Source organism: Pseudoalteromonas sp. US3C1004 (assembly GCF_048401065.1).
GTDB classification, from domain to species: domain Bacteria; phylum Pseudomonadota; class Gammaproteobacteria; order Enterobacterales; family Alteromonadaceae; genus Pseudoalteromonas; species Pseudoalteromonas undina.
The window spans coordinates 451,654-472,218 of the sequence record NZ_CP183074.1 but is presented as its reverse complement, the minus strand read 5'-3'; the positions used below and the strand labels follow the sequence as shown (position 1 = coordinate 472,218).

Genomic DNA, 20,565 nt, shown 5'->3' with positions numbered 1-20,565 from the left:
CTACCTAAAAGAGTAAAAGTATCTTTAAAGATGGTAAGCGGCTATTTATTATCCAAAAAAAAGCGCCTTAACCACTACATTAAGACGCTTTGGATGAAAAGCTAAATAACAAAAGTCGGGTTAAAATAGCTAATCGGGACTATGAAATTGTTAGAATTGATATGCCAATGACATCTTAAATTGAGTAGGCGCACCGGGGTAAACCCATAATGCGTTGTAGCTACTTTGAGCATATTCTTCATCAAGAATATTGTTAACACTGATATTTAACTTGGTGCGCTCGGTTAAGTTTACCTGCCCAAAAATACCAACTAGTTGATAGCTCGGTAAGTTAAATGTTAAATCGGCGGCATCGCCTAAGCGCTCACTGGTGTACTGATAACTGGCACCTAGCTCTAGCTCTTTGCCAAGAACGGCCATTTGATGGCTAAGCGTTAGATTTAAGTTATTTTTAGGCACATTGACTAATGGGCTGCCTTTTTTGATTGGCACGCCCCAATCAGCATTTATTATGTCGTTTGCCGTACTGGCATCTATATAAGCGTAAGATAAATTAAACTTTGTATCATCAGTAATATAAGTACTTAAATCAAGTTCAACACCTTTACTATTTGCTTTACCAATAGGCGCTGAAAAACCAACGTTTACAGGATCGGCTACTAACATATTACTTTTAGTGGCATCAAATAATGCTAGGGTTCCCGTTATGCCTTGGTAGCTAAATTTAGCGCCTACTTCAAATGAGTCACTGTATTCAAAGCCAAATGGGTCGCCATTTGCATCTGTGCCACTTAATGGTAAAAAGCCTTCGGAGTAGCTGCTGTATAAGGTTACAGCGTTGTTTAGTTCATATACTAAGCCTACTCGTGGACTTACCTGGCTTTGTGAACTGCTTGAAAGCACACCACTTTTGGTTTCTAAAATGTCTTGATCTACGCTATCGAATCTAAGGCCAACTAATAGTTTAATTTTATCAGTCAGATCCATTTGATCTTGAACGTATATACCATAAGCATCTTGTTGTTCGTTGTTTTCGTAGAGTAAACCTACTTCAGGACGAGCAACGTTATAATTCGGCTGATAAATATCAACTGTGTAAGTGCCATTACCGCCGCGATAACGATAAAGTCCAGTGCGTAAGTCGTATTTGTATGCGTCGGCTCCTATTAATAAGTGATGGGTAATGCCTGCGGTATCAAAATGCCCACTTAGCTCAAATTTAAGGCTGGTATCATCAACTTCATAATCGCGGTAGCGCTGTTGGCGGGTAAGTGTGTGGCCATCATCGAATAATGATTGGCGCGAGGGTGCAAGTTCAGCATCAGACGAAAACCCAGTTAGTGTAGAGCTACGGTAGTTTGCGCCTACAACGAGTGACCATTCATTGTTTATATCGTGATTTAAAGTTACTTGGTGACCACGAGAATATACTTGCGTGTCACCATCGTTTGGATTGCCTAAATAGCGTGAGCTAGGAACAGTATTAAAATTATCATTAAGTACAACAACACCACGGTCAAATAGCTGGGCTAAATCAACGTATTCAAATTCATAAGTGATACTGGTTGAAGCGTTTATTTGATGATAAATAGATGGCGTAACCACCTTTTTATGGGTGTACACCTCATCGCGGTAGCTATCGCTATCTTGCCATGCGCCATTTATTCTAAATGCTGTATTATCGTTAATGCCGTTTGTATAGTCGCCTTCAACGCGATTAAAGTTATCACTACCTAAGCTAAGCTTTAGCTCACCCTGTTGCTCAAATTGAGGTTTTTTGGTTACGATATTTACTGTACCGCCGGGCTCTGAGCGCCCGTATAGTGCAGAACCTGGGCCTTTTAATACTTCAATGTACTCAATGTTTGATACATCACGAGGGCCGCTGAATCCACGTCCACCGCTAAAACCATTAATTAAGTAACCCGATGGCATGTTTTCGTTACCCGATAATCCACGAATCGAAAAGCTATCCCATAATGCGCCACTGTTATTTTTACGTGAAATACTGGCAGAAAAATCCAGCGCATCTTGTAATTGAGTTATTCCTTTTTGATCAAGTACCGCGTTATCGAGGGTTTCGATTGATTGTGGCATTTGCTTTTGAGGAATATCGCCTCGGTAAGCTTGTTTATATGTAACCGCAATTTTCTCTATTGGTTGGCTTTGGGCAATGCTTTGTGCGCTTGCACTTAAGCAGGCTAAGTAAATTAATGAGTACTTCATAAAATGCTTTTTGGTAACGTTATATTATAACCAAAACTATAACATGTGTTACTTTATAACAAAATGTTTTTTTGCGCTCTATGTGTGCGTCTAATTTTTATACTAGCGGCTATACAGCTATCACGTTAATATGGATGAAAATAACACAATAAGAATAATATAATGTTAACAAAAACAAATGCATTAATTTACTTTTTAGCCTTTAGCAGTGGCTTTAGTATTATGGGAATAGAGCTGTTAGGTGGGCGCATTTTAGCGCCTTACTTTGGCAGTAGCGTACATATCTGGGGCAGTATTATTACGGTATTTATGCTTAGCTTATCATTCGGGTATTTACTGGGAGGGAAGCTGTCTATTCGTCATCCTTCGTTGACCAAATATGGGTTAATCTTTTTAGTTGCCAGTATTATGGTGGTGCCCATTGCTTTGTTTGCTGAGCCAATTATGGCATTTATTTTTTCGCATATTGAAGACAGCCGCTACGGCTCGTTACTCGCCTCAACCGCGTTATTTTTTATACCCACCATTATTTTAGGCATGATCTCGCCCTACTCTGTACGTTTGCTGGTTACCAATAGTGAGCGCAGCGGCCAAGTGGCTGGCGGCCTTTATTTTGTAAGTACCTTAGGCAGTGCGCTGGGCACCATTATTACCTCTTTTTATATGGTACTGGCGTTTGATGTTAACACCATTATTTTAGGTTTTGCTGGTGTGTTAGGCACGCTTGGGCTAATTGCTATTAGCTTTGATAAACTTAAAGTGCGAGAGGCCTTTTATGCACAAGCTTAAATTATTGTTTATTAGTATAATGGCGCTGCTATTTTCAGCTCACAGTATGAGTAATGTTGTGCATAAAGAGCGCTCTTTATATCGAAATTTACTCGTTGAAGAAACTGGCGATTTACGCTGTTTAAAGTTTGATGAAAAAACCCGACAAAGCAGCCAAAGTTGCATGTACATTAGCGACCCTAAAAAACTGGTATTTAATTATACTAAGCTGGCTTTTTCTAGTTTATTACTGATTGATAACCCTAAAAATGTGCTCATTATTGGTTTAGGTGGCGGTACGCTTTCTAATATGATTCATGAGCTATACCCAAAGGCACACATTGAAAATGTTGAAATAGATCCTTCGGTAATTAAAGTGGCGCGCGATTATTTTAACTTTATAGAAACCGATAACGTAACTACTAAAGTACAAGATGGGCGTATTTTTATTAAACGTTCGGCGCTTAAAAGTCAGCAATTTGATTGGATTATTTTAGATGCGTTTAATGGCGATTACATTCCTGAGCACCTACTCACAAAAGAGTTTTTTGAAGAAATAAAAAGCGTATTAGCTGAAGGCGGAATTGTTGCTGCTAACACGTTTTCATCAAGTAAACTTTATGAACATGAATCGGCAACTTATCATGCGGTATTTGGCGATTTTATTAATGTAACAGCCAATAATAATAGTAACCGTATTATTTTAGCCGGTTATAACAAAACCCCTACAGAGCAACAAATAGCACAGCGGGTTAAGCAACTAGCTCCACTACTTGCCCCTTATGATGTCGATATAGAGGCAATTAGCCAGCGTATGTTTTTCACTAAAGATGGAAAGGACTGGCCAAGTGATACTAAGGTGCTGACTGATCAATACTCTCCAGCTAATTTACTTAACTTTTAGCGGCTGATATCACATGGTCACTTATATCCGGTGACCATTACTTTAGGGTATTATTAAAAAGATAATATTTTAAGGAAACGGCAATGTACATTCACTTTATTATTCATGAACATTTTGAAGCGCCAGGCGCTTATGAAGCTTGGGCTAAAATGAATGGCCACACGCTGTCTTATACCCGTATTTATTTAGCTGAACCCTTACCTCAGCATACCGATGATATCGATTTTTTAATCGTAATGGGTGGGCCACAATCGCCCGCTACATCGCTTGCAGAATGCCCTTATTTTGATAGCAAAAAAGAACAAGCCTTTATTGCCAGTGCGATCACGGCAAACAAAGTAGTGTTGGGCGTTTGTTTGGGGTCGCAATTAATTGGTGAAGCTTTAGGCGCGACTTATCAACCTAGTCCAGAAAAGGAAATTGGTAAGTTTGCTATTACCCTCACCGATGCAGGCTTGAATCATCCGTTATTTAGCCATTTTGGCAGTGAGCTTAATGTGGGGCATTGGCATAACGATATGCCTGGGCTGACTGCTACGGCCAGTATTATTGCCTATAGCGAAGGTTGTCCAAGGCAAATAGTCGCTTATAGCGATTTAGTATTTGGTTTTCAATGCCACATGGAATTGACCACCGAGGTGGTTACCCTCCTCATTGCCAACGACGATTTAACCAATGCCCATAATTACCGCTTTGTTGAACAACCCGAAAAGCTCTTAAGTCACGATTATGATGAGATGAACAATAAGCTTTATACTTTCTTAGATAAGCTTGCCGTACACTATTTATCTAAATAATACTTATTTACATGAAGTTAAAATGCCAATTATTTACTTAGCCTGCTAACTAATGCTAAAATTTGCTGATATTCACAAGTAAGAGTTCCTATGAGTAGCAATATTCCTTTTCATGAAACACTCGATTTAACTTTATGCGGCAATATGGGTCGAGTGCACCGCTTATGTCGAGAAGCGGTAACATTAGCGGTTGAGCCGCTAGGTTTAACTCAGTCGCGTTGGACGGCAATGATCCACTTACATCATTTACCTTTAGGGGCTACGCAGCAAGCGCTGGCGACTAGCTTAGGTATTGAAATGCCCTCATTAACGCGCACCATTAAGCAATTAGAGCTGCAAAATCTAGTTATTCGACAAGTTGATGAACACGATAAACGCAGTAAAAAATTGTACTTTACCGATGAGGGTATAAAGTTATTAGAACACTTAAAAGAGTTAACAAGCGATATTAAACAGCGTTTATATGCAGGTTTAAGCACGGAGCAGCTTGATGGTATGGCGCATAGTTTAGTGCAAATGGAAGAAAACGCGCGGCGTTGTATTGTAAGCTTATCTGGAGATAAATAAGTATGACACCCGATCAAAAATTTGCTCGCTACGTTAAAGTATCGCTCGTTGGTTTTATTGTTGTATTTTTCTATTATATTGTTGCCGATGTATGGCTACCGGTTACGCCACAAGCACGGGTTTACCATCCGGTTGTGCAAATATCGCCGCAAATAAACGGCCGTGTTACCGATGTATTGGTTAGTAATAACCAAACGGTTAAAGCGGGTGATGTATTATTTGAAATAGACAAAAATACTTACCAACTAGCACTTGAGCAAGCGCAGCTCGCGCTTGATGATGCCAAACTGCAAAATAAACGACTTGATACCAACGTAAAAGCGCTGGAGGCACAAATAAGTGCAGCTAACGCTAAATTGCATGAGCAGCAGCTATTAAAAAAGCGTGGCGAAACACTCTACAAACAAAACTCTATTTCGGAGCAAGAGCTTGAAAGCATTCGTGCAAATTTTGCAGCAAGCCAATCTAATTTAGCTGCCTTTGAAGCACAGTTAGCAGAAGCTGTTTTAGCGCGTGGCGATTCAGGGCAAGATAACTTAGCACTGCGCCATGCAGCAAACCAGTTAGCACAAGCTGAGCTTAATTTATCTTATACGCAAGTGCGTGCTTTAAGTGATGGCGTTGTAGCTAATTTACAGTTACTTGAGGGCTCCTATGCGGTTGCGGGTAAGCCATTACTCGCGGTTGTAGCAAAAAAAGCAGATTTGGTAGCCGATTTTCGTGAAAAGTCACTATTAAACATGCAGCCAGGCAGTTTAGCAAAAGTGGTATTTGATAGCCGACCTGGTGAAGTATTCGACGCAAAAATTGAAATATTTGAGGCCGGTGTCAGTGACGGACAACTTAGTGCGAATGGATTGCTTAGCACCACCGAAACCAGCAATCGCTGGGTTCGGGATGCGCAGCGTCAGCGTATTCACTTAGTGCTGCCAAATAACAATCAGCTTATAAATAATATGCCCAGTGGTGCGCGTGCCACTGTGCAGTTACTTCCACAATCGGCTATAGGTCAATGGTTGGGATCAGTACAGATCCGCTTTATTAGTTGGTTACATTACATTTATTAGTGGGGCGAGTAATGACACAACATGTTAGCCAAGCGCCACAACTCGATTCAAATGGTTTACGCCAAGCGCTACGGATTGCTGGCGGCTGCACTATTGGTTTTACTTTGTGCAAGTTAATGAATTGGCCCAATGGAATATTTTTTACGGTTTACCCTATGTTACTACTCGGTTTAGTGCCAAGTATTAACAAAGGCGTGATCCGTCAATTTGTTGCCAGTGCTGCCTACAGTGCGTTTATAGTGCTTATTTTACAGGGCTTATTTTCACACTTGCCGGTGTTAATGACGCTCATTATTTTTGCTAGTTTTTGCGTGTTATTTTACTTAATGAGCTCTGGTGGTGCGTTTTTATTTGGTGCGTTAGGTGCGGTGAGTTTATCGATTCAGTTACATTTTGCCAGTCATGTTGATCAAGCTAGTAGCATTTACCCGCTTATTTTAAGTAATGGTGTGGCTATTTTTATTACTATTATTATTGCGCTCTTGATGCATGGCTTGTTTCCTGACGTGACAGCGCGACCCATGCGCGCTGTACCGCACAAGGATAAAGAAAGTATTCGTCACGAGGTGTTGTTATGTGCCACGGTCGCGACTTTGTCGTTTGTGGTTTTTCAGGTGCTTGATTTGCAAGATTCAATTTCGGCGCAAGCGGCATCTATTTTAATTTTATTTTCGCTGTGTTTTAAAGCGGCGGGCACCGCAAGTTGGCAACGTATTATTGGTACACTGATAGGTTGTAATGCTGCTTTAGTTGCGCAATTGTTTTTGTATAACCATACCGACGTTTTACTTTTTCCGGTGGCTATATTATGGATTTTATCTTTTATATTCAGTCGTTTTCATATTTTAGGTGGTGGTTCACCGGGGGTTGGGTTTGGGGTATTGACCACTTTTGGGATTTTATTTGGTCAGTCGTTAGGCCCTGGGCAAGATTTAATATACAGCGCCATGTATCGATTTAGCTCGGTGGCTGTTGCAGTAACAGTAAGCTTAAGCGCAGTGTATGTAGTGCATCGAATCCTAAACCGATTTAGCGTCACCCGCCATCATACTTATGATTAAATTAAAGGCTGCATTCGCAGCCTTTTTTATGTGCTTAACCAGAGTCAGGTTACTTAAGTTACAGCTTAATATTACCGCGGAGAGCTTTGGTTTGGCCGTGTTTGGTTTTTTTATCCATACGTTTACGCTGTGAGTTACGGCTAGGTTTGGTAGCACGACGTGCCTTATTAACCTTTGTGGCGCTTAAAATTAGATCTTTTAGCCGTTTAAGCGCATCTTCCCTGTTGAGCTCTTGAGTGCGGTGGCTCTGGGCTTTAATTATCAATACCCCTTCTTTGGTGATCCTTGAATCTTTTAAAGCAAGTAATCGTTCTTTATAAAATTCGGGCAATTTAGAGCGGTTTATATCAAAGCGTAAGTGTATAGCACTGGCTACCTTATTAACATTTTGTCCGCCAGCGCCTTGCGAGCGAATAGCGCTTAGCTCTACTTCCCATTCATCAATGGTTACGCTGTTTGAAATAGTTAACATAGTGCCCCGTTCTTTTTGCAAAAAATGTATTATAACATCAGTACATTGACTTGTGGTGATTCAACTAATTAGATAGGCGGCCATTGCTATTTACAATCTAATAATTGCTAAATAAACACATAAAAAAGAATTTACTCTACACTTACTATATTGTTTTTTAATTCGCTTTAATTATATGAAACAAATATCTATTTTAATGCTTTTGGTATGTATGCTCGCTATTTCGTATGCTGTTTATGCCAAATCATCTCAAACGTTTAGTGCTGGTGTAATTGCACAAGAACAAGTTTATCCAATTAAAGTGTTACCTTTGGGTAATTTTCAACGCTGTTTTGTTGTTGCTGCGCAAAAAGAAGATGCGCTGTATTCTGCGTGTTATATTAAAAAGAGCGCGCAATCGATTTGGGTTGCCGAATCCGCGGGAGCGCGTTGTGAAATAAAATGTGAGTCGCATTTAAACAGTGATGGCAAAACACAGGTGCAGTACTTTACTACTGATTTCTAGCAAAAATGCTGTGCCAAGGTTTCTTTATCGCGGTGGTGAGCCCTTTTATTTGTTTAACCACTTGCTTATCACACGCTGTTTGCTTTGCATTATGCGGCCCTGACAGCATCAAATAATGGGCTTCACCTTTTATTGCTTGCTTTGCTACGAACAGTGATGGATTTTCCCTTAGCAGTTTTTTATTAACTGATTTTTCAGAGGTATATGCTACGTACTGGCAAAAGTAAGTCTCAGTTTTTTGGGTTTGCATATCGCCCCACTCCCCTATTTTTCGCCACTGTGGTGAGGCATATCGCCTTGCATCAACCATAAAGCTGCCATGAAGCGCCGGTATTGAATAAACATCATTAATGGTTTGCTGTGCTTTAGCTGCATTATTATATGGGCCTGCAACGAGGTAATAGCTATCACGGTTTTCATGTTTATATAACTGCAAAGCATAGGCTGCTTTATCAATTTTATTCGCTACAATAAGTGCCGATTGAAACTTTTTGAATACGCCTAATTGCACAAAATAAGGCGTGTTTTGGTTTGCTTTAGCTGCTGTTGCTGGTTGCTTATTTAAGGTATTAGCGTTATTTGTGTATACAATGATGTCTTGCAGTATTATTGTATCGCCGCTTTTTTCAGTGATGATCTGCTCGGGAAGGTTTTTTATGGTTACGTTTTCTGATAGCTGCTCATTTTTTTCTATTTCAAGAATATAACTTCCTTGAGAAACATTAGAAAAATAATAATAACCATCATATTCAGTGACCGTTGAATATTGTTTTTCGCCGCCCTTTTCTTTAAGTACAACCGTCAGTCCTGCGATAGGTTTACTCTTTTCATTGCTCGATAGATAGATAGTCCCCTCAACCTCGTTGTAGACAACTAAAGGAATGTTTACTTTGGTTTGCCCGCCTCTATGAGCCAATGTTTTAATTTTCCCTAAAGAGGGCTGCAAGTAAGGATTAGACAACGAGCGTAAATTAACATCTAAAACTTGGCCACCGTAACTGCTTGGCAGCAAGACCTTTCCGTCATTATTGGTGTATTTATCTCGCCATAGGTAGTTGCCAGTAAAATTAACGTCTTGAATTGGCTCATCGCCTTGGTCAAAGATTTCATTTTCATTCCAATCTATGAACGAACTAACTTCTATTTGCCCTGAATTTAATGAGCGAGGAGTGTCAAAGTTAAAGTCTGCTTCTAAATGATCAAAACTAAATGTGCCATTTAAACCTAAAGAAAAGCGCCAATCACCTTGATTATCGACTTGCCCTGATACTTGTATATTAAATATCTCATGGCGGTATGTATACTGATGACTTAAAAGCGTATTTGCTGCAGAGTTAGACTGATATGTCAGCTGGGTTTGATTGAAGGTGCTTTGTGTTTGTGGCCAACGTAAACTACTTCTCAAACGAGTAAGTTCTGCGCCATTATTAGTCTGCCAATCTAAGGTGTTGGTCCATTTCCAAGAGGCAATATCCATTGAAGAATAAAGCCGGTTTATTAGGTTATTCGTATCGTCATCATAAAATAGTTGGCTTGACCATGTTCCTCCGATATAACTTTTATTGATACCTAATGAGAGTCGGTTTTTAGTGTTGGTATTTTCACGTACTTCATTGCTCCATCTCATATTCCAGTTAAGGGAGTTAAAGAAATCAGTGCGGCCATTTAGGCTCAATAACAGCCTATTTTTGAGTGAGTTCTCTTGTGCTACAAATAAAGCGCTAGAAAAGTCATTAAGGGCACTGTATTCAACATTAACACTGATGTCGTTAAAAAGTGTATCAGAAAGTAGGCCTCTAAAACCGGCAAAGTAAGCATAGCCAGCATCGAGTTGTTTTGTGGCTAGAAAACGGTAACTGCCGTGATCTGTAAGTGTATTTAGCCCCGATGATAGGTAGCTGCTGTTATCTTGGTCAGTTTGCAAATGAGTAACTTGAGCGTCATAAGTGATAAATTCACTAATGCCATATGAGAGATTGCTTTTAAAGGCATTACTCATCGCTGTTGAAGCGTTATTAGATTGATTAAAAACACTTTTATCTGTTTCTAAAAACTCTACCTGATAGCTTATTTTTCCGGGCGATAGAGCGTCTTGTCCTATTGTATATTTTTGAGTACGTGTGATTTGCTCGCCTTGTGAGCCAAAAAGTTTAATTTCAAAAATATTGTTGCCGTAAAACGTTTCAACATCGGTAAATCGAACCAAATTTTCGTCGTTAGCTTGAGTAGTGGCAATAAATTGACCATTTCGATACAGCTCCGCTTGCCAGCCCGGTAATGCGGGTTCTTCAATGGTAATGGTTGAAAAGTTTTGTGCCGAATGTGGGTTAGCATTTGAAATATAAAATCCCCGACCTTGATTTGAGCTAGTAATAAGCTGATCTGATTGAGATTGAATATCTCCCAATTGGTAGTGAATGCGTGCCAGTGAGTGATCTTGTTCACTTAAATTAAAGTCTTTAGTTACTTTTAAAAAGGTATTAGCGGTGTTTTCGTTTTTGTTGAATCGTAGTTCAGCTCGATGATGAAATAAGTCAAAGTAGCTATTAAGCCTGAGCAGCCCCTTATAACGATTATTAGATGATTTATAGCTTGCTGATAACGAATATTCAGATACCGGATAGGTCAGCGTTTGGTATTGGTCGTCTATAAAGTGATCGTATTGCAGTACTTTGGACTTAATTAGTTTTGTAATACCACTTGTTACTTGGCTGTTATTATAAGTAAGCAAGCTACTAGAAAATGAAACCTGCATCAGTGAGTAATCAAAGCGCGAGTCGGTATTTAAAAGTGTATTTATGACAGATAAATCAACATAGTGGTCGTAGTCATCGACAGCCCACAATGAAACATTTTCTGAGGGAGCTAAAGTTGAGGAAAGCTCAGTATTAAGCACCAGCTCACTTGAGTCAACTTTAGCAACCAGTGTATTTTTTGACACATTTAAGCTAATTCCCATAGTCGATTTCAGGGCGCTTATGGGCAATAGCAACTTATTTGATTTTGAATAGTAGGCTTCTAAATCTGAGACAACTGAACGCCCATTTACCCTGACATTTATAATCACAAAAGCCTCCTCATCAATAGGCCATTGATAAAGAGTCGGTAACTGCTTGGCGATGATTGCTTTAGGTGCAATTAACAGTAACGTACAAAGTAATAAGCGAGCCGCTAAACCACAGCCTAATGCCCTTATGTTTAGCACTTTCTATTTGATATTAATAGGGATCGCTAACTCGATTTTACCGCCGTAAAGCTCGTTTTCTTTGTAATTGAGTGTCAAAGGCCCAGTTACTGGGGCTTGTAAAGTGATGTATACCTTTCGACGAGATAGAGGGGTATAAACGGCCACATTGGCTATTTCACCAACCATTACATTATTCTCATCAACTAATTCAAAGTTTCCATACACAGAGCGATTCCCTGTGAGTGTTTGCCAAAATGTTAGAGTCGGGCGCCCATTTTGAGTAATTAATTGCGGGTTTATTAATTCTGAGTCAGCCTCTAATTGGCCATGACGAACGATAACAGGCACGCTGTAAGCAACCTTAGGCCTAATACTTATTCCATCAGCGTCAGGGTTTTGTGATTCAGAGGCTATGATTTTAAGCACCGCCCTGTATTCGCCAACAGCAAGCTCAGCTTTTTTGCGAACGGTCATTCTGATAGCTTGCATCCCTTTTGGGGCAATAGTGCCGCGACGTGGTGAAAACCGTAGCATGTTTTTGGCAGAGCGTCCTTCAACTTGTTGCGGAGTAACATCTATAAGCGCTCCTTCTTCGGTCATATCTTTATGGGTAACAACAAGTTTAAAATCGAGATTTTTATTAGAGGTATTGCGGATAAGTAGTGAATTATTTTTAGTACGTCCATCGAAGTATAAACGGTATTCAGACAGCGCAAGGTTGGCACTACAAATTTCAGGTAGTAAAAGAGTTAGGCAAAGGGAAGCCCAACAAAAAAGTTTAAACATCATGGGACAACTCAACAACATGATAATAAAAAGTGGAGCGCGATGCTCCACACATTTTATTTTTAATGCGCAATTGCGCAAAAAAAATAAACTGAGACTAAATTAGTAAATTACTATTGCCTCAGCTTTCATAGTCTTATTGGAAAGACACATCTACAGTGTAATCTACAGTGTAAGCAGCGCCCGCTGTCAGTGTAGAATCAACGGTCATATCACCATATACATTAACGGTAATATCTGTTGCACTTGCATCAGTAGTGAAAGGAGACGCAACATTGTCAGCAGTTGTTACACTGGTTGTTCCATCTGTAGCCGTTGTTACTGGAGCAAAAGTTAAGTTAGTGCCTGTGCTTCCAGATACAGTAATATTCATTGCTGAATTTGGCGCTAAACCAGATACAGTAATTCCACCTAATTGAATGTTTGCATCTGACGCATCACAGTCACCCGATACAACGCCAGCATTATCCATCGTACATGTTGAACTTGTAGATAAGCGAATTTTACCAAAGTGCAGTGCGCTATCTTCTGCAAAAGTAGGCTCAGTCCAACCGTTTACACTTGCTTGAAATGTTTGGTTAGATGCAAGTAAAGAAGTTGATGAGATTGCTAGTAAAGCGGAAGCAGCAAAGATTTTTTTATTCATAGTTTTTCCATTTTTAAAAATTATTATTTTTTTACTTCCGTGCAAATTAGTTTAGAGGGTTATCTCAGTCCATTGTTTCGGATTTAAACACAATTGTTATCAAAATGAAATCTTTTGTTAACGTTAAGGCTTTTTAAAAGAGATAAGCAGTATGAAGTTATTAATTTTGACCAGCAAAATGCAACAAGAAAAATAGCGCCGATGTAAATTATATTTTAACGCTAGAGGGAGTTATTTTAAGGCATAGTCATAGTGACTTAACTTATTTTGAATCTATATAGATGTTTATAAACTATTTTTAATCTTTCAGAACCATTTTGTAGTTTTGTATGGCTGGAGGCCTGTGCTTAAGCAGTAAAATAAAGTGGCTGCAACATCTATGCGACATGTTTATTTATTGAGCATAATTTACGCATTGCATCTCTATTGTTATTTGCTCAATTAAAATCATTACGGATTAAACCGCAATTATCAAAGATCAGATTTTTACTAACACGTCGGTTTAAAAGTATGAAATTTAATTTTCCAAGCCTGTTTTTTCATCGTTTTTGGTGGTTTTTTAGCCCTCTACGGTAATAAGTTAGTAAAAAATCGGTTTATATCAGTGGTATTTTATCCCTTGTTGGTAAAATACTGATCCAGTGTTATTTGAGGGAAATTTAAAGCTTAAAAGGTCTTTAATTATTAGCTGCTTGTATCAAACTTTCTTGTTAGGCCATGTAAAAACTGATTCATGAGAGTGCTTTAGCTAACTTTTAATTTCATACACTGACGTGTATTTACTGCGGCTTTATGTATTTAGTAGATAACAACAACGCATTCAGAACAAACAATCACTCATACAGGTTATTTTATAGTTAATTTGTAATCTAATTACAGATCACTATTTAACTAACTCAATTTAATGCTTATCACTGCATTTAAATACAAATAAGAATTACTATCTTTTGTATTTGTTGGCGTTATAATATCGCCATCTTTTTTAGCTATGTTTAAAAGGAATTTGCAGTATATGCAGGCCTCTAACCGTCTTTTAGACTTTCCCAAACCCGTATTTTCTATGTTATGGCAATTTATTCAGCGCTTTAACTATGAATTAGCGGTTTTATCGCGTTTTTTTATTGCCATTGTGGGCGGGTATTTTTTTACTGCCGTCAGTGTGTCGCTGTTAAGTGTTGTGGTGCCGGTCTCTAAAGTTGACGCGGTTCTTTTAAGTGTGTCTGCGAGTATTTTAATTTATGCACTGGTGTTTATTTATAGTTTTTATCTTCAGTCGTTAAAAACAGTTTGGATCAGTATTTTACTAAGTGTTGCAGTGCAATTTTTTATATTGTCGTTAATGAAGGGATGGTTATGAAAGGGAGTTTTTTTCGCTCAATGACCTGGTTACATACATGGGTAGGTTTACTCGTGTGTTGGTTACTGTATTTAATATTTTTTGCAGGCACCATCAGCTTTTTTAGAGATGAAGTTAGTTTATGGAATCAGCCAAGTATTCATAATATTGAGCAGCAGGCAGACCGTATTGGCGCGCAAAAGCAACAAATAATAAGTGGCGTTGAGTATTTAAATACCCAAGCACCTAATGCCCCTAATTGGCGTATAACCCTTCCTGAAGAGCGTGTACCCTATTTAACGTATGGTTATGCTAAGCCAAAAGAGCCTGAGCAGCGCAGAGCCTCTTTTGAAAATACCCGTTTAGATCCAAATAATATGCAGCCTTTAGCTCCTTTTACAGATACCCGAGGGGGAAATTTCTTTTATCGCCTGCATTTTGATTTACATTATATTGATGTAAAAACAGCGCGTTGGATTGTGTGCTTTGCAAGCTTGTTTATGCTTATTGCATTGATATCAGGGATAGTAATTCATAAACGAATTTTTAAAGATATGTTTGTTTTTAGAGCTAATAAAGGCAGTCGTAGCTGGTTAGATGTACATAATTTAAGTTCTGTATTTGCCTTACCGTTTCATTTAATGATTACCTATACCGGCATTATTACTCTGATATTCATGATATTTCCCTACCCCGCGCAAACCGTTTATGAAAATGGAATACGTGGTTTTTTCAATGATGTTTCGCCAAGTAGTCCTGTAACAGAATCATTGCAAGGTACTGCACCTTTAGTGCCTATCAATACTGTTTTAGATCAGGTTTATACTAAGTGGCCAGAGGCTGATATAACTCGGGTAATTATTAATAACCCGAATAAAGCCGCTGCAACTATTATGGTTTTGGTGAGCCCTGGGAAAACATTAAGGGATCAATCACCCCGTTTAATTTTTAGCGGAGCGAGTGGTGAGCTTGTTGCTCAAACTGATGATGAACTCACTGGCAGTAAGGCGCTATATGAATCATTAAACTCAATGCATACTGGGCGTTTAGCAGAACCATTATTACGTGTTTTATATTTTTTAGGCGGCATTGCCGGCTGCATAATGATAGCGACAGGCTGCATAATGTGGGCTAAGCGCTTACGCGAAAGAATGAAAAAAAATACTCAGCCATCTTGGGGGCTAAAGCTAGTTGAAGGGTTAAATCTAGGAACATTGATGGGACTACCCTTGGCTACATCGGCTTTCTTTTTGGCTAATCGTTTACTCAGTAAACAGGTTGCTGAGCGCGCGGATAAAGAAATACTCGCTTTCTTTTTAACTTGGCTATGTGTGTTCATCATTGCCTTTGTAAAGCGTGACAAGTTGCAGTGGTGTGTGATGGCTGCCATAAACAGTATTGCTTGCTTTAGTGTGCCACTTGTTAATGCGCTAACAACACAGGGTAATATAATCAGTTACTTGCGTAACGAGCAGTGGGCATTATTTATGTTTGATAGCCTTTTTCTAGCAATTGGTTTGCTGTTTTTGTTACAAACCGAAAAATTACGTACTGCTCTGCAAGCTAAAAAACCAACTCCAATAAATACTGAGGAGCAAAAAGTATGATTACCTTGCTTCCTTTTAGTTTATGTTTGGTGGCTTTTAACTGCTTTGCGCTGGCTAAGTTTAATCATTTTAAGGATGTTTTTAATAAGCGCCCCACTCAACAGCAGCGTTTGGTTTTATTGAGTGTTGCTTGGATCAGTATTTTACTAAGTTTGCTGTTATGTGTTAACGAATTACAAGGTTATGGTGGTTTGCAGTTTTGTGGCTATATGACGTTAAGTGCTTTAATTGTAATGACTTTTTATAGCTTTTTGGTGAGGTTAACTAAACTTTTTAACTTACTCATATTAGTAATATTGGCCATGAGTACGTTATTTTTTGGTTTTAATGGGCTTTAGTTAGTAAAAACCTGATCCCAAAAAAACAGGCTAAATTGCGTAAAAAAAATGGCAAGCCATCAGGCTTGCCAATTAAAAAGGGGGATTGTCATTATGTCTTCACCTGCTTGTTTCTTTGCAGATGCAGTCACTATAGTCTTGCTTTATTTAACTTACCTTACAGTAAGGTGATCGTTTTATTACAGCTTAGACTATTTATCAATTCAACTTGTAAACCCCCTTTACAGCGCTTTTTGATTTACCCAAATAATTTCGTCAGTTGCAAAACCAAGCGCCTTTACTTGGCTTAAAAAGTGCTGCTTAAGCTCTTTGCTTACTGTTGGTGTGCGTGATAAAAACCACAAGTAATCTTTGCTATAGCTTGTTATAAAGGCATACTGATAATCAGGCTGGTCAAGTTCAAAAATAATATAGGCACCATAAAACGGGCCAAAAAATGACACTTTAAAATGCCCTGTATCGGCATTTTCAACAAATTTAGCTATGCCTTCAGCTTGGTCCCAACGCTGCTCTTCACTAATAAATCCTTTGTTTAATACCTTTACTGTTCCATCATCGTTAATTGAATAAGTGGCTGTTACTTGCTCCATACCTTGTTCAAAAGAGTGGTCTAATCGTGCTATCTCATACCACTTGCCTTGGTACTTTTCTAAATCAAAGTTTTTAACAGGGGTTATTCCTTCCGGTGCGCTGGTACAGGCACTGAGTAAAAACACGGCGGTAATAAATAATGCGGTTTTAAAAGCGAGCTTCATGTTGTTTCCTTTTCTTTAGAAATTGCTATAGGATCGCTCTAATACTAAAGCAATTTAAAGAATTTAGCATGAAAATTTGGGTTGATGCTGACGCTTGTCCGGTGGTAATAAAAGAAATCTTATTTAGAGCTGCAGAGCGTACGCAAACAGAAACTATACTGGTTGCAAATCATGCCATGCGCATTCCACCGTCAAAATTTATTAGTCGACTACAAGTGTCATCAGGGTTTGATGTTGCTGATGATGAAATAGTTAAACGAATTGAAAAGGGTGATTTAGTGATCACTGGAGATATCCCGCTAGCTAGCGAAGTGATTGATAACGGCGGCCAAGCGCTTAATCCGCGCGGTGAGCTTTACACTCCTGAAAACATTCGCTCTTTACTAAATGTACGTGATTTTATGGATACTATGCGCTCAAGCGGCGTAGAAATGAGTGGTGGGCCGCCTCCATTGAGCCAAAGTGACAGACAAAACTTTGCTAACAACCTTGATCGTATTTTAGCGCAAAATAAGAGTAGTTAAGGTGAGCAGCCAGTTAATAGGGTTAGGTGATAATTCATTTAGAGTTGGCGTGTATGTAGCAAAAGCCCCACCTATGCCTTACTTTGAAGCACTTGCGCAGTTAGAGCCTGTGGCTAGTGGGCAAATAAATAGCATAAATCAGCACTGTGGCAATGGCTGGCGAAAAGTCTTTAATGTGTACGCCAAAGTGTTATTTGCGCTGCCAAGCGAGCATTACTCATTTGCTAAACAAGCAGTAAGCTGGCAAGCATATCGAGATGAGCTGTTGTTACAACAGCATAGCGGGACTGCATTACTATTTAGCACACCGGTGCTTACTGAGAGTAAAAACCAGTTGCACATTCTTGCTGGGCGAACTCACGCTAAAAACTTAATACAACAAGGTAAATTAAACGCCCAATTTGATTGGCTTGATGATGAGTTTGCTATAGATAAAAGCCAGAATATTATTGTGTGCCCCTATTTTGATTATAGACAGCTGAGTAATATTAAAATTGCCCGTTTGAGTGAATTAGTGGCTCAGCTAAGATAAGCCACTTTCTTTTTTGCTACTGTTACACGACGTGAGTTAGTTTTTGTGCGCTATCAACTAGCATTAGTGAGCCCAAAATAAACAGTACACATGCCGATGCACGCCCAAACTTAAGCGACAATGCGGGATTGTTACTAAGGATTTTTCTGGCACTTATCCCTATTAACCAATACACCAACGCACAGCCTACTAAATGAATTACACTCAGTACCAGCAATTGTTCAGTGATAGAAAACGATAAAGTTGGCAACACAAACTGTGGTAACAAGGCTAAAAATAACAGCATTACTTTAGGGTTTAAACCACTAATAATAAAACCCTTTCTCATCCACTTTAGAGGGGTGTCTGAGGTGTGTTGTTGGCCATCGTTATAGGCAGCAGGCATAGGAGGAAATCGGTACAGTGATGTAGCAATCCAAATTATGTATAAAGCGCCGAACAAGGTTAACAGCTTTATAAAAATAGCATGTGATGCTAATAGCGCACCTAACCCTACCACCACAATTAAACTGGCCATTAAATGCCCAAGTATTAACCCTGACACCGCAGGAACAATTTTATCGCCTGCTATTCCTGCACTAATTGTATAAGCCCAATCTGCACCAGGGGTGAGAACAAACAAAATTGATACCAGCCAAAAAGAAAAAATAATATTAATATCCATAGCGCCATAACCTAAAATAAGTGAGTAGCTATTTTATTTCTTTCTGATGAGTAAAAGTTACTGTATTTTACTAATATAAGCGTTCATTTTAGGAAATAATTAACTATGGATACCATGGATAGGAAAATTCTTGCCGAATTACAAGTTGATGGCAGACTTACCCTCTCTGAATTGGCTGATCGTGTTGGGCTAAGCGTGTCGCCCTGTCACCGTCGTGTTAAAGAGCTTGAGAAAAGCAAAGCAATTGTGGGTTACCGCACCGAAATATCACCTGAGAAAGTGGGTTTAAACTTTTCTGCGTTAGTATTTATTACTATTAAAGAGGGCGATAAAGTGTCGTTAAGCAAATTAGAGCAAGCAGTGGATGCTATTCCTCAGATCACCAATGCTCAGCGGCTATTCGGTACACCTGATTACCTGTTACATGTCGTTACTAAAGATTTAGCCGCGTTTCAGCAACTCTACGATGACAAGCTATCAGCCCTACCAGGTGTACAACGTTTAACCTCAACCATTGTAATGAAAGATATTGTAAGAGCGCGTAATTTGCACTTTTAACAGGTTACGTTTTAACACGAAGTTTAAAAAGTTAAGCCGATGACGCTGTAAAGCCTATTATGAGAGGCTTTACAGTTGTATATAAAAATAAAGTATAAATAAAGCTTGTTATAAACTGTATTGCTGTTATTCTGCTTGCCATCGGGTTGATAGAAAGCCCAGTTTATTTGTAAGTACCACGTTGTTATTAGTAATAATCCTTCGCGATATCCTCAAGTTAAATGTTTGTTTTCTTCCTGTTAAACGCCTATTTTAAGGCAATTTTTTATTTATTTTTTTAGGATATTATTATGTCTAATACAACTACTGGTACTGTAAAATTTTTCAACGAAGCTAAAGGTTTTGGTTTTATTGAGCAAGAGTCTGGCCCAGACGTTTTCGCACATTTCAGCGCAATCTCAGGCGACGGTTTCAAAACTTTAGCTGAAGGCCAAAAAGTACAGTTCAGCGTAACTCAAGGTCAAAAAGGCCCGCAAGCTGAAAACATCGTTTGCATCTAATTTAAAGGGAGTGGGCTTTAAAGCGCACTCACCACGCTAAACTAACGTTAAGCGATAAAGCTAATATCAATACGATATTAGCTTTTTTTTTGCAAAAAATTTATACCACGTACCCACTAAAACCAAGTGCTTTAAAGTACAGTTTTGGAATGCCAAAGCCACATTCATTAAGTAACTCACTAAAACGCATCCGATCAAGCGGGTAAAACTCACGCTCTAAGTTATGTGCCATTTGCGTTTTTCCTGCTTCACTAAGGCCAAGCTCTTTGCATGTATTAAGTTGTGCCTCTCGTTCAAACGGGGTTTCTGGGCGCATTAAATCAGCAATAAATACTGGTGCAGATTTTTTAAGATTATTTTTAATCCCCTTTAATAACTGCTTCTTATCGCCGTTATCTTCAACAAAATGCATCACCAATAAACATAATACCGCGTCGGCTTTAACTTTTAATTTATCTACTGGTTGGCACTCAATGCTGATACGTGCATCAATACCTTGCTCTATAAAGCGTTGCTTAGCAATGGCTAACATGTCGGCCGAGGTATCTTGAGCGGTAAACTGCCATGTAGAATTAAGATTCGCCAGCGCTGCGATTTCTTTACCTGTACCTGCGCCTACCACTAAAATATGGGCGTTATCAGTTAACGTAGCGCTTAGCTGTGCGTTGGTTAGTTGATGTAATAGCTCGTAACCTGGGACTAAACGGGTAATACGGTTATCATACTCTTGTGCTTCTTCGCCTGTAAAAGTGGGCATACTATTTC

At 39.0% G+C, this 20,565-nt stretch carries 22 protein-coding genes; 14 read left to right on the top strand and 8 right to left on the bottom strand.

Annotated elements, in window-relative coordinates; all coding sequences use genetic code 11:
- Positions 1–150: 150 nt before the first annotated feature.
- Positions 151–2,226 carry a TonB-dependent siderophore receptor gene (locus ACNSN3_RS17460; protein ID WP_418609164.1) on the bottom strand — a complete coding sequence of 692 codons (2,076 nt, stop codon included), beginning with the start codon at positions 2,224–2,226 and terminating at the stop codon, positions 151–153.
- 162 nt (positions 2,227–2,388) lie between these two features.
- Here ACNSN3_RS17460 and ACNSN3_RS17455 point away from each other — a divergent pair, with 162 nt between their 5' ends.
- From ACNSN3_RS17455 to ACNSN3_RS17430, 6 genes are all read left to right on the top strand, one after another.
- Positions 2,389–3,015, top strand: a complete 627-nt coding sequence (locus ACNSN3_RS17455) for a fused MFS/spermidine synthase (protein WP_418609162.1) — start codon at positions 2,389–2,391, stop codon at positions 3,013–3,015.
- Positions 3,002–3,898 carry a spermidine synthase gene (locus ACNSN3_RS17450; RefSeq protein WP_418609160.1) on the top strand — a complete coding sequence of 299 codons (897 nt, stop codon included), beginning with the start codon at positions 3,002–3,004 and terminating at the stop codon, positions 3,896–3,898. Before ACNSN3_RS17455 ends, ACNSN3_RS17450 begins: the two co-directional genes overlap by 14 nt.
- Positions 3,899–3,981: 83 nt before the next feature.
- Entirely contained in the window at positions 3,982–4,695 is a 714-nt protein-coding gene (locus tag ACNSN3_RS17445) for a type 1 glutamine amidotransferase (RefSeq protein ID WP_418609158.1), read from the top strand.
- Between the two features lie 90 nt (positions 4,696–4,785).
- Positions 4,786–5,262, top strand: coding sequence for a MarR family winged helix-turn-helix transcriptional regulator (locus tag ACNSN3_RS17440; RefSeq protein WP_178957048.1), 477 nt, complete (start codon positions 4,786–4,788; stop codon positions 5,260–5,262).
- A 2-nt stretch (positions 5,263–5,264) separates the two neighbouring features.
- On the top strand, positions 5,265–6,329 hold the full coding sequence (locus ACNSN3_RS17435) for an HlyD family secretion protein (protein ID WP_109875029.1): 1,065 nt from the start codon (positions 5,265–5,267) through the stop codon (positions 6,327–6,329).
- Between the two features lie 11 nt (positions 6,330–6,340).
- Positions 6,341–7,390, top strand: coding sequence for a DUF2955 domain-containing protein (locus tag ACNSN3_RS17430; protein WP_418609155.1), 1,050 nt, complete (start codon positions 6,341–6,343; stop codon positions 7,388–7,390).
- 58 nt (positions 7,391–7,448) lie between these two features.
- Here the strand turns inward: ACNSN3_RS17430 and arfB are convergent, their stop codons facing one another.
- Positions 7,449–7,862, bottom strand: coding sequence for an alternative ribosome rescue aminoacyl-tRNA hydrolase ArfB (gene arfB / locus ACNSN3_RS17425; RefSeq protein ID WP_010388730.1), 414 nt, complete (start codon positions 7,860–7,862; stop codon positions 7,449–7,451).
- A 175-nt stretch (positions 7,863–8,037) separates the two neighbouring features.
- Here arfB and ACNSN3_RS17420 point away from each other — a divergent pair, with 175 nt between their 5' ends.
- Positions 8,038–8,367, top strand: coding sequence for a hypothetical protein (locus ACNSN3_RS17420; RefSeq protein WP_418609153.1), 330 nt, complete (start codon positions 8,038–8,040; stop codon positions 8,365–8,367).
- On the opposite strand, the gene ACNSN3_RS17415 is transcribed toward ACNSN3_RS17420, so the two are convergent.
- The 3 genes from ACNSN3_RS17415 to ACNSN3_RS17405 all read right to left on the bottom strand — a co-directional run bounded on the left by ACNSN3_RS17415 (position 8,354) and on the right by ACNSN3_RS17405 (position 12,986).
- A complete protein-coding gene (locus ACNSN3_RS17415) occupies positions 8,354–11,572 on the bottom strand; it encodes an SdrD B-like domain-containing protein (RefSeq protein ID WP_418609151.1) in 3,219 nt (1,072 codons plus the stop codon). The two genes, ACNSN3_RS17420 and ACNSN3_RS17415, sit on opposite strands and share 14 nt — an antisense overlap.
- Before the next feature lie 3 nt (positions 11,573–11,575).
- Entirely contained in the window at positions 11,576–12,343 is a 768-nt protein-coding gene (locus ACNSN3_RS17410; RefSeq protein ID WP_241773569.1) for a molecular chaperone, read from the bottom strand.
- 133 nt (positions 12,344–12,476) lie between these two features.
- Positions 12,477–12,986 (bottom strand): hypothetical protein, encoded by a 510-nt coding sequence (locus ACNSN3_RS17405; RefSeq protein WP_010388724.1) that lies wholly within the window; start codon positions 12,984–12,986, stop codon positions 12,477–12,479.
- A 1,012-nt stretch (positions 12,987–13,998) separates the two neighbouring features.
- Here ACNSN3_RS17405 and ACNSN3_RS17400 point away from each other — a divergent pair.
- The 3 genes from ACNSN3_RS17400 to ACNSN3_RS17390 are packed head-to-tail and all read left to right on the top strand — an operon-like array spanning position 13,999 to position 16,267.
- The gene (locus ACNSN3_RS17400) at positions 13,999–14,343 is read left to right on the top strand and encodes a hypothetical protein (RefSeq protein WP_418609149.1); all 345 of its coding nucleotides are present in this window, start codon (positions 13,999–14,001) and stop codon (positions 14,341–14,343) included.
- Positions 14,340–15,929, top strand: a complete 1,590-nt coding sequence (locus ACNSN3_RS17395) for a PepSY-associated TM helix domain-containing protein (RefSeq protein ID WP_418609147.1) — start codon at positions 14,340–14,342, stop codon at positions 15,927–15,929. The genes ACNSN3_RS17400 and ACNSN3_RS17395 overlap by 4 nt, the downstream gene beginning before the upstream one ends.
- Complete coding sequence (locus ACNSN3_RS17390; RefSeq protein WP_418609146.1) at positions 15,926–16,267, top strand: DUF3325 domain-containing protein; 342 nt, start codon at positions 15,926–15,928, stop codon at positions 16,265–16,267. The genes ACNSN3_RS17395 and ACNSN3_RS17390 overlap by 4 nt, the downstream gene beginning before the upstream one ends.
- Positions 16,268–16,488: 221 nt before the next feature.
- Here the strand turns inward: ACNSN3_RS17390 and ACNSN3_RS17385 are convergent, their stop codons facing one another.
- Positions 16,489–17,022: a lipocalin family protein gene (locus tag ACNSN3_RS17385; protein ID WP_418609144.1), complete on the bottom strand. Its 534-nt coding sequence runs from the start codon at positions 17,020–17,022 to the stop codon at positions 16,489–16,491.
- 68 nt (positions 17,023–17,090) lie between these two features.
- Between ACNSN3_RS17385 and ACNSN3_RS17380 the strand changes: the two genes are divergently transcribed.
- Together ACNSN3_RS17380 and ACNSN3_RS17375 are read left to right on the top strand one after the other, a co-directional pair.
- Positions 17,091–17,546, top strand: coding sequence for a YaiI/YqxD family protein (locus ACNSN3_RS17380; RefSeq protein ID WP_010388718.1), 456 nt, complete (start codon positions 17,091–17,093; stop codon positions 17,544–17,546).
- Between the two features lies 1 nt (position 17,547).
- The gene (locus ACNSN3_RS17375) at positions 17,548–18,078 is read left to right on the top strand and encodes a DUF6942 family protein (protein WP_418609141.1); all 531 of its coding nucleotides are present in this window, start codon (positions 17,548–17,550) and stop codon (positions 18,076–18,078) included.
- Positions 18,079–18,100: 22 nt separating this feature from the next.
- Here the strand turns inward: ACNSN3_RS17375 and ACNSN3_RS17370 are convergent, their stop codons facing one another.
- Positions 18,101–18,742 carry a LysE family translocator gene (locus ACNSN3_RS17370; protein WP_055012637.1) on the bottom strand — a complete coding sequence of 214 codons (642 nt, stop codon included), beginning with the start codon at positions 18,740–18,742 and terminating at the stop codon, positions 18,101–18,103.
- A gap of 114 nt (positions 18,743–18,856) precedes the next feature.
- On the opposite strand from ACNSN3_RS17370, the gene ACNSN3_RS17365 reads away from it, so the two are divergent.
- The gene (locus ACNSN3_RS17365; RefSeq protein WP_226916194.1) at positions 18,857–19,300 is read left to right on the top strand and encodes an Lrp/AsnC family transcriptional regulator; all 444 of its coding nucleotides are present in this window, start codon (positions 18,857–18,859) and stop codon (positions 19,298–19,300) included.
- Positions 19,301–19,590: 290 nt separating this feature from the next.
- Entirely contained in the window at positions 19,591–19,800 is a 210-nt protein-coding gene (locus ACNSN3_RS17360) for a cold-shock protein (protein WP_008110773.1), read from the top strand.
- A 100-nt stretch (positions 19,801–19,900) separates the two neighbouring features.
- Here the strand turns inward: ACNSN3_RS17360 and ACNSN3_RS17355 are convergent, their stop codons facing one another.
- Positions 19,901–20,557 carry a class I SAM-dependent methyltransferase gene (locus tag ACNSN3_RS17355; protein ID WP_055012635.1) on the bottom strand — a complete coding sequence of 219 codons (657 nt, stop codon included), beginning with the start codon at positions 20,555–20,557 and terminating at the stop codon, positions 19,901–19,903.
- Positions 20,558–20,565 lie beyond the last annotated feature (8 nt).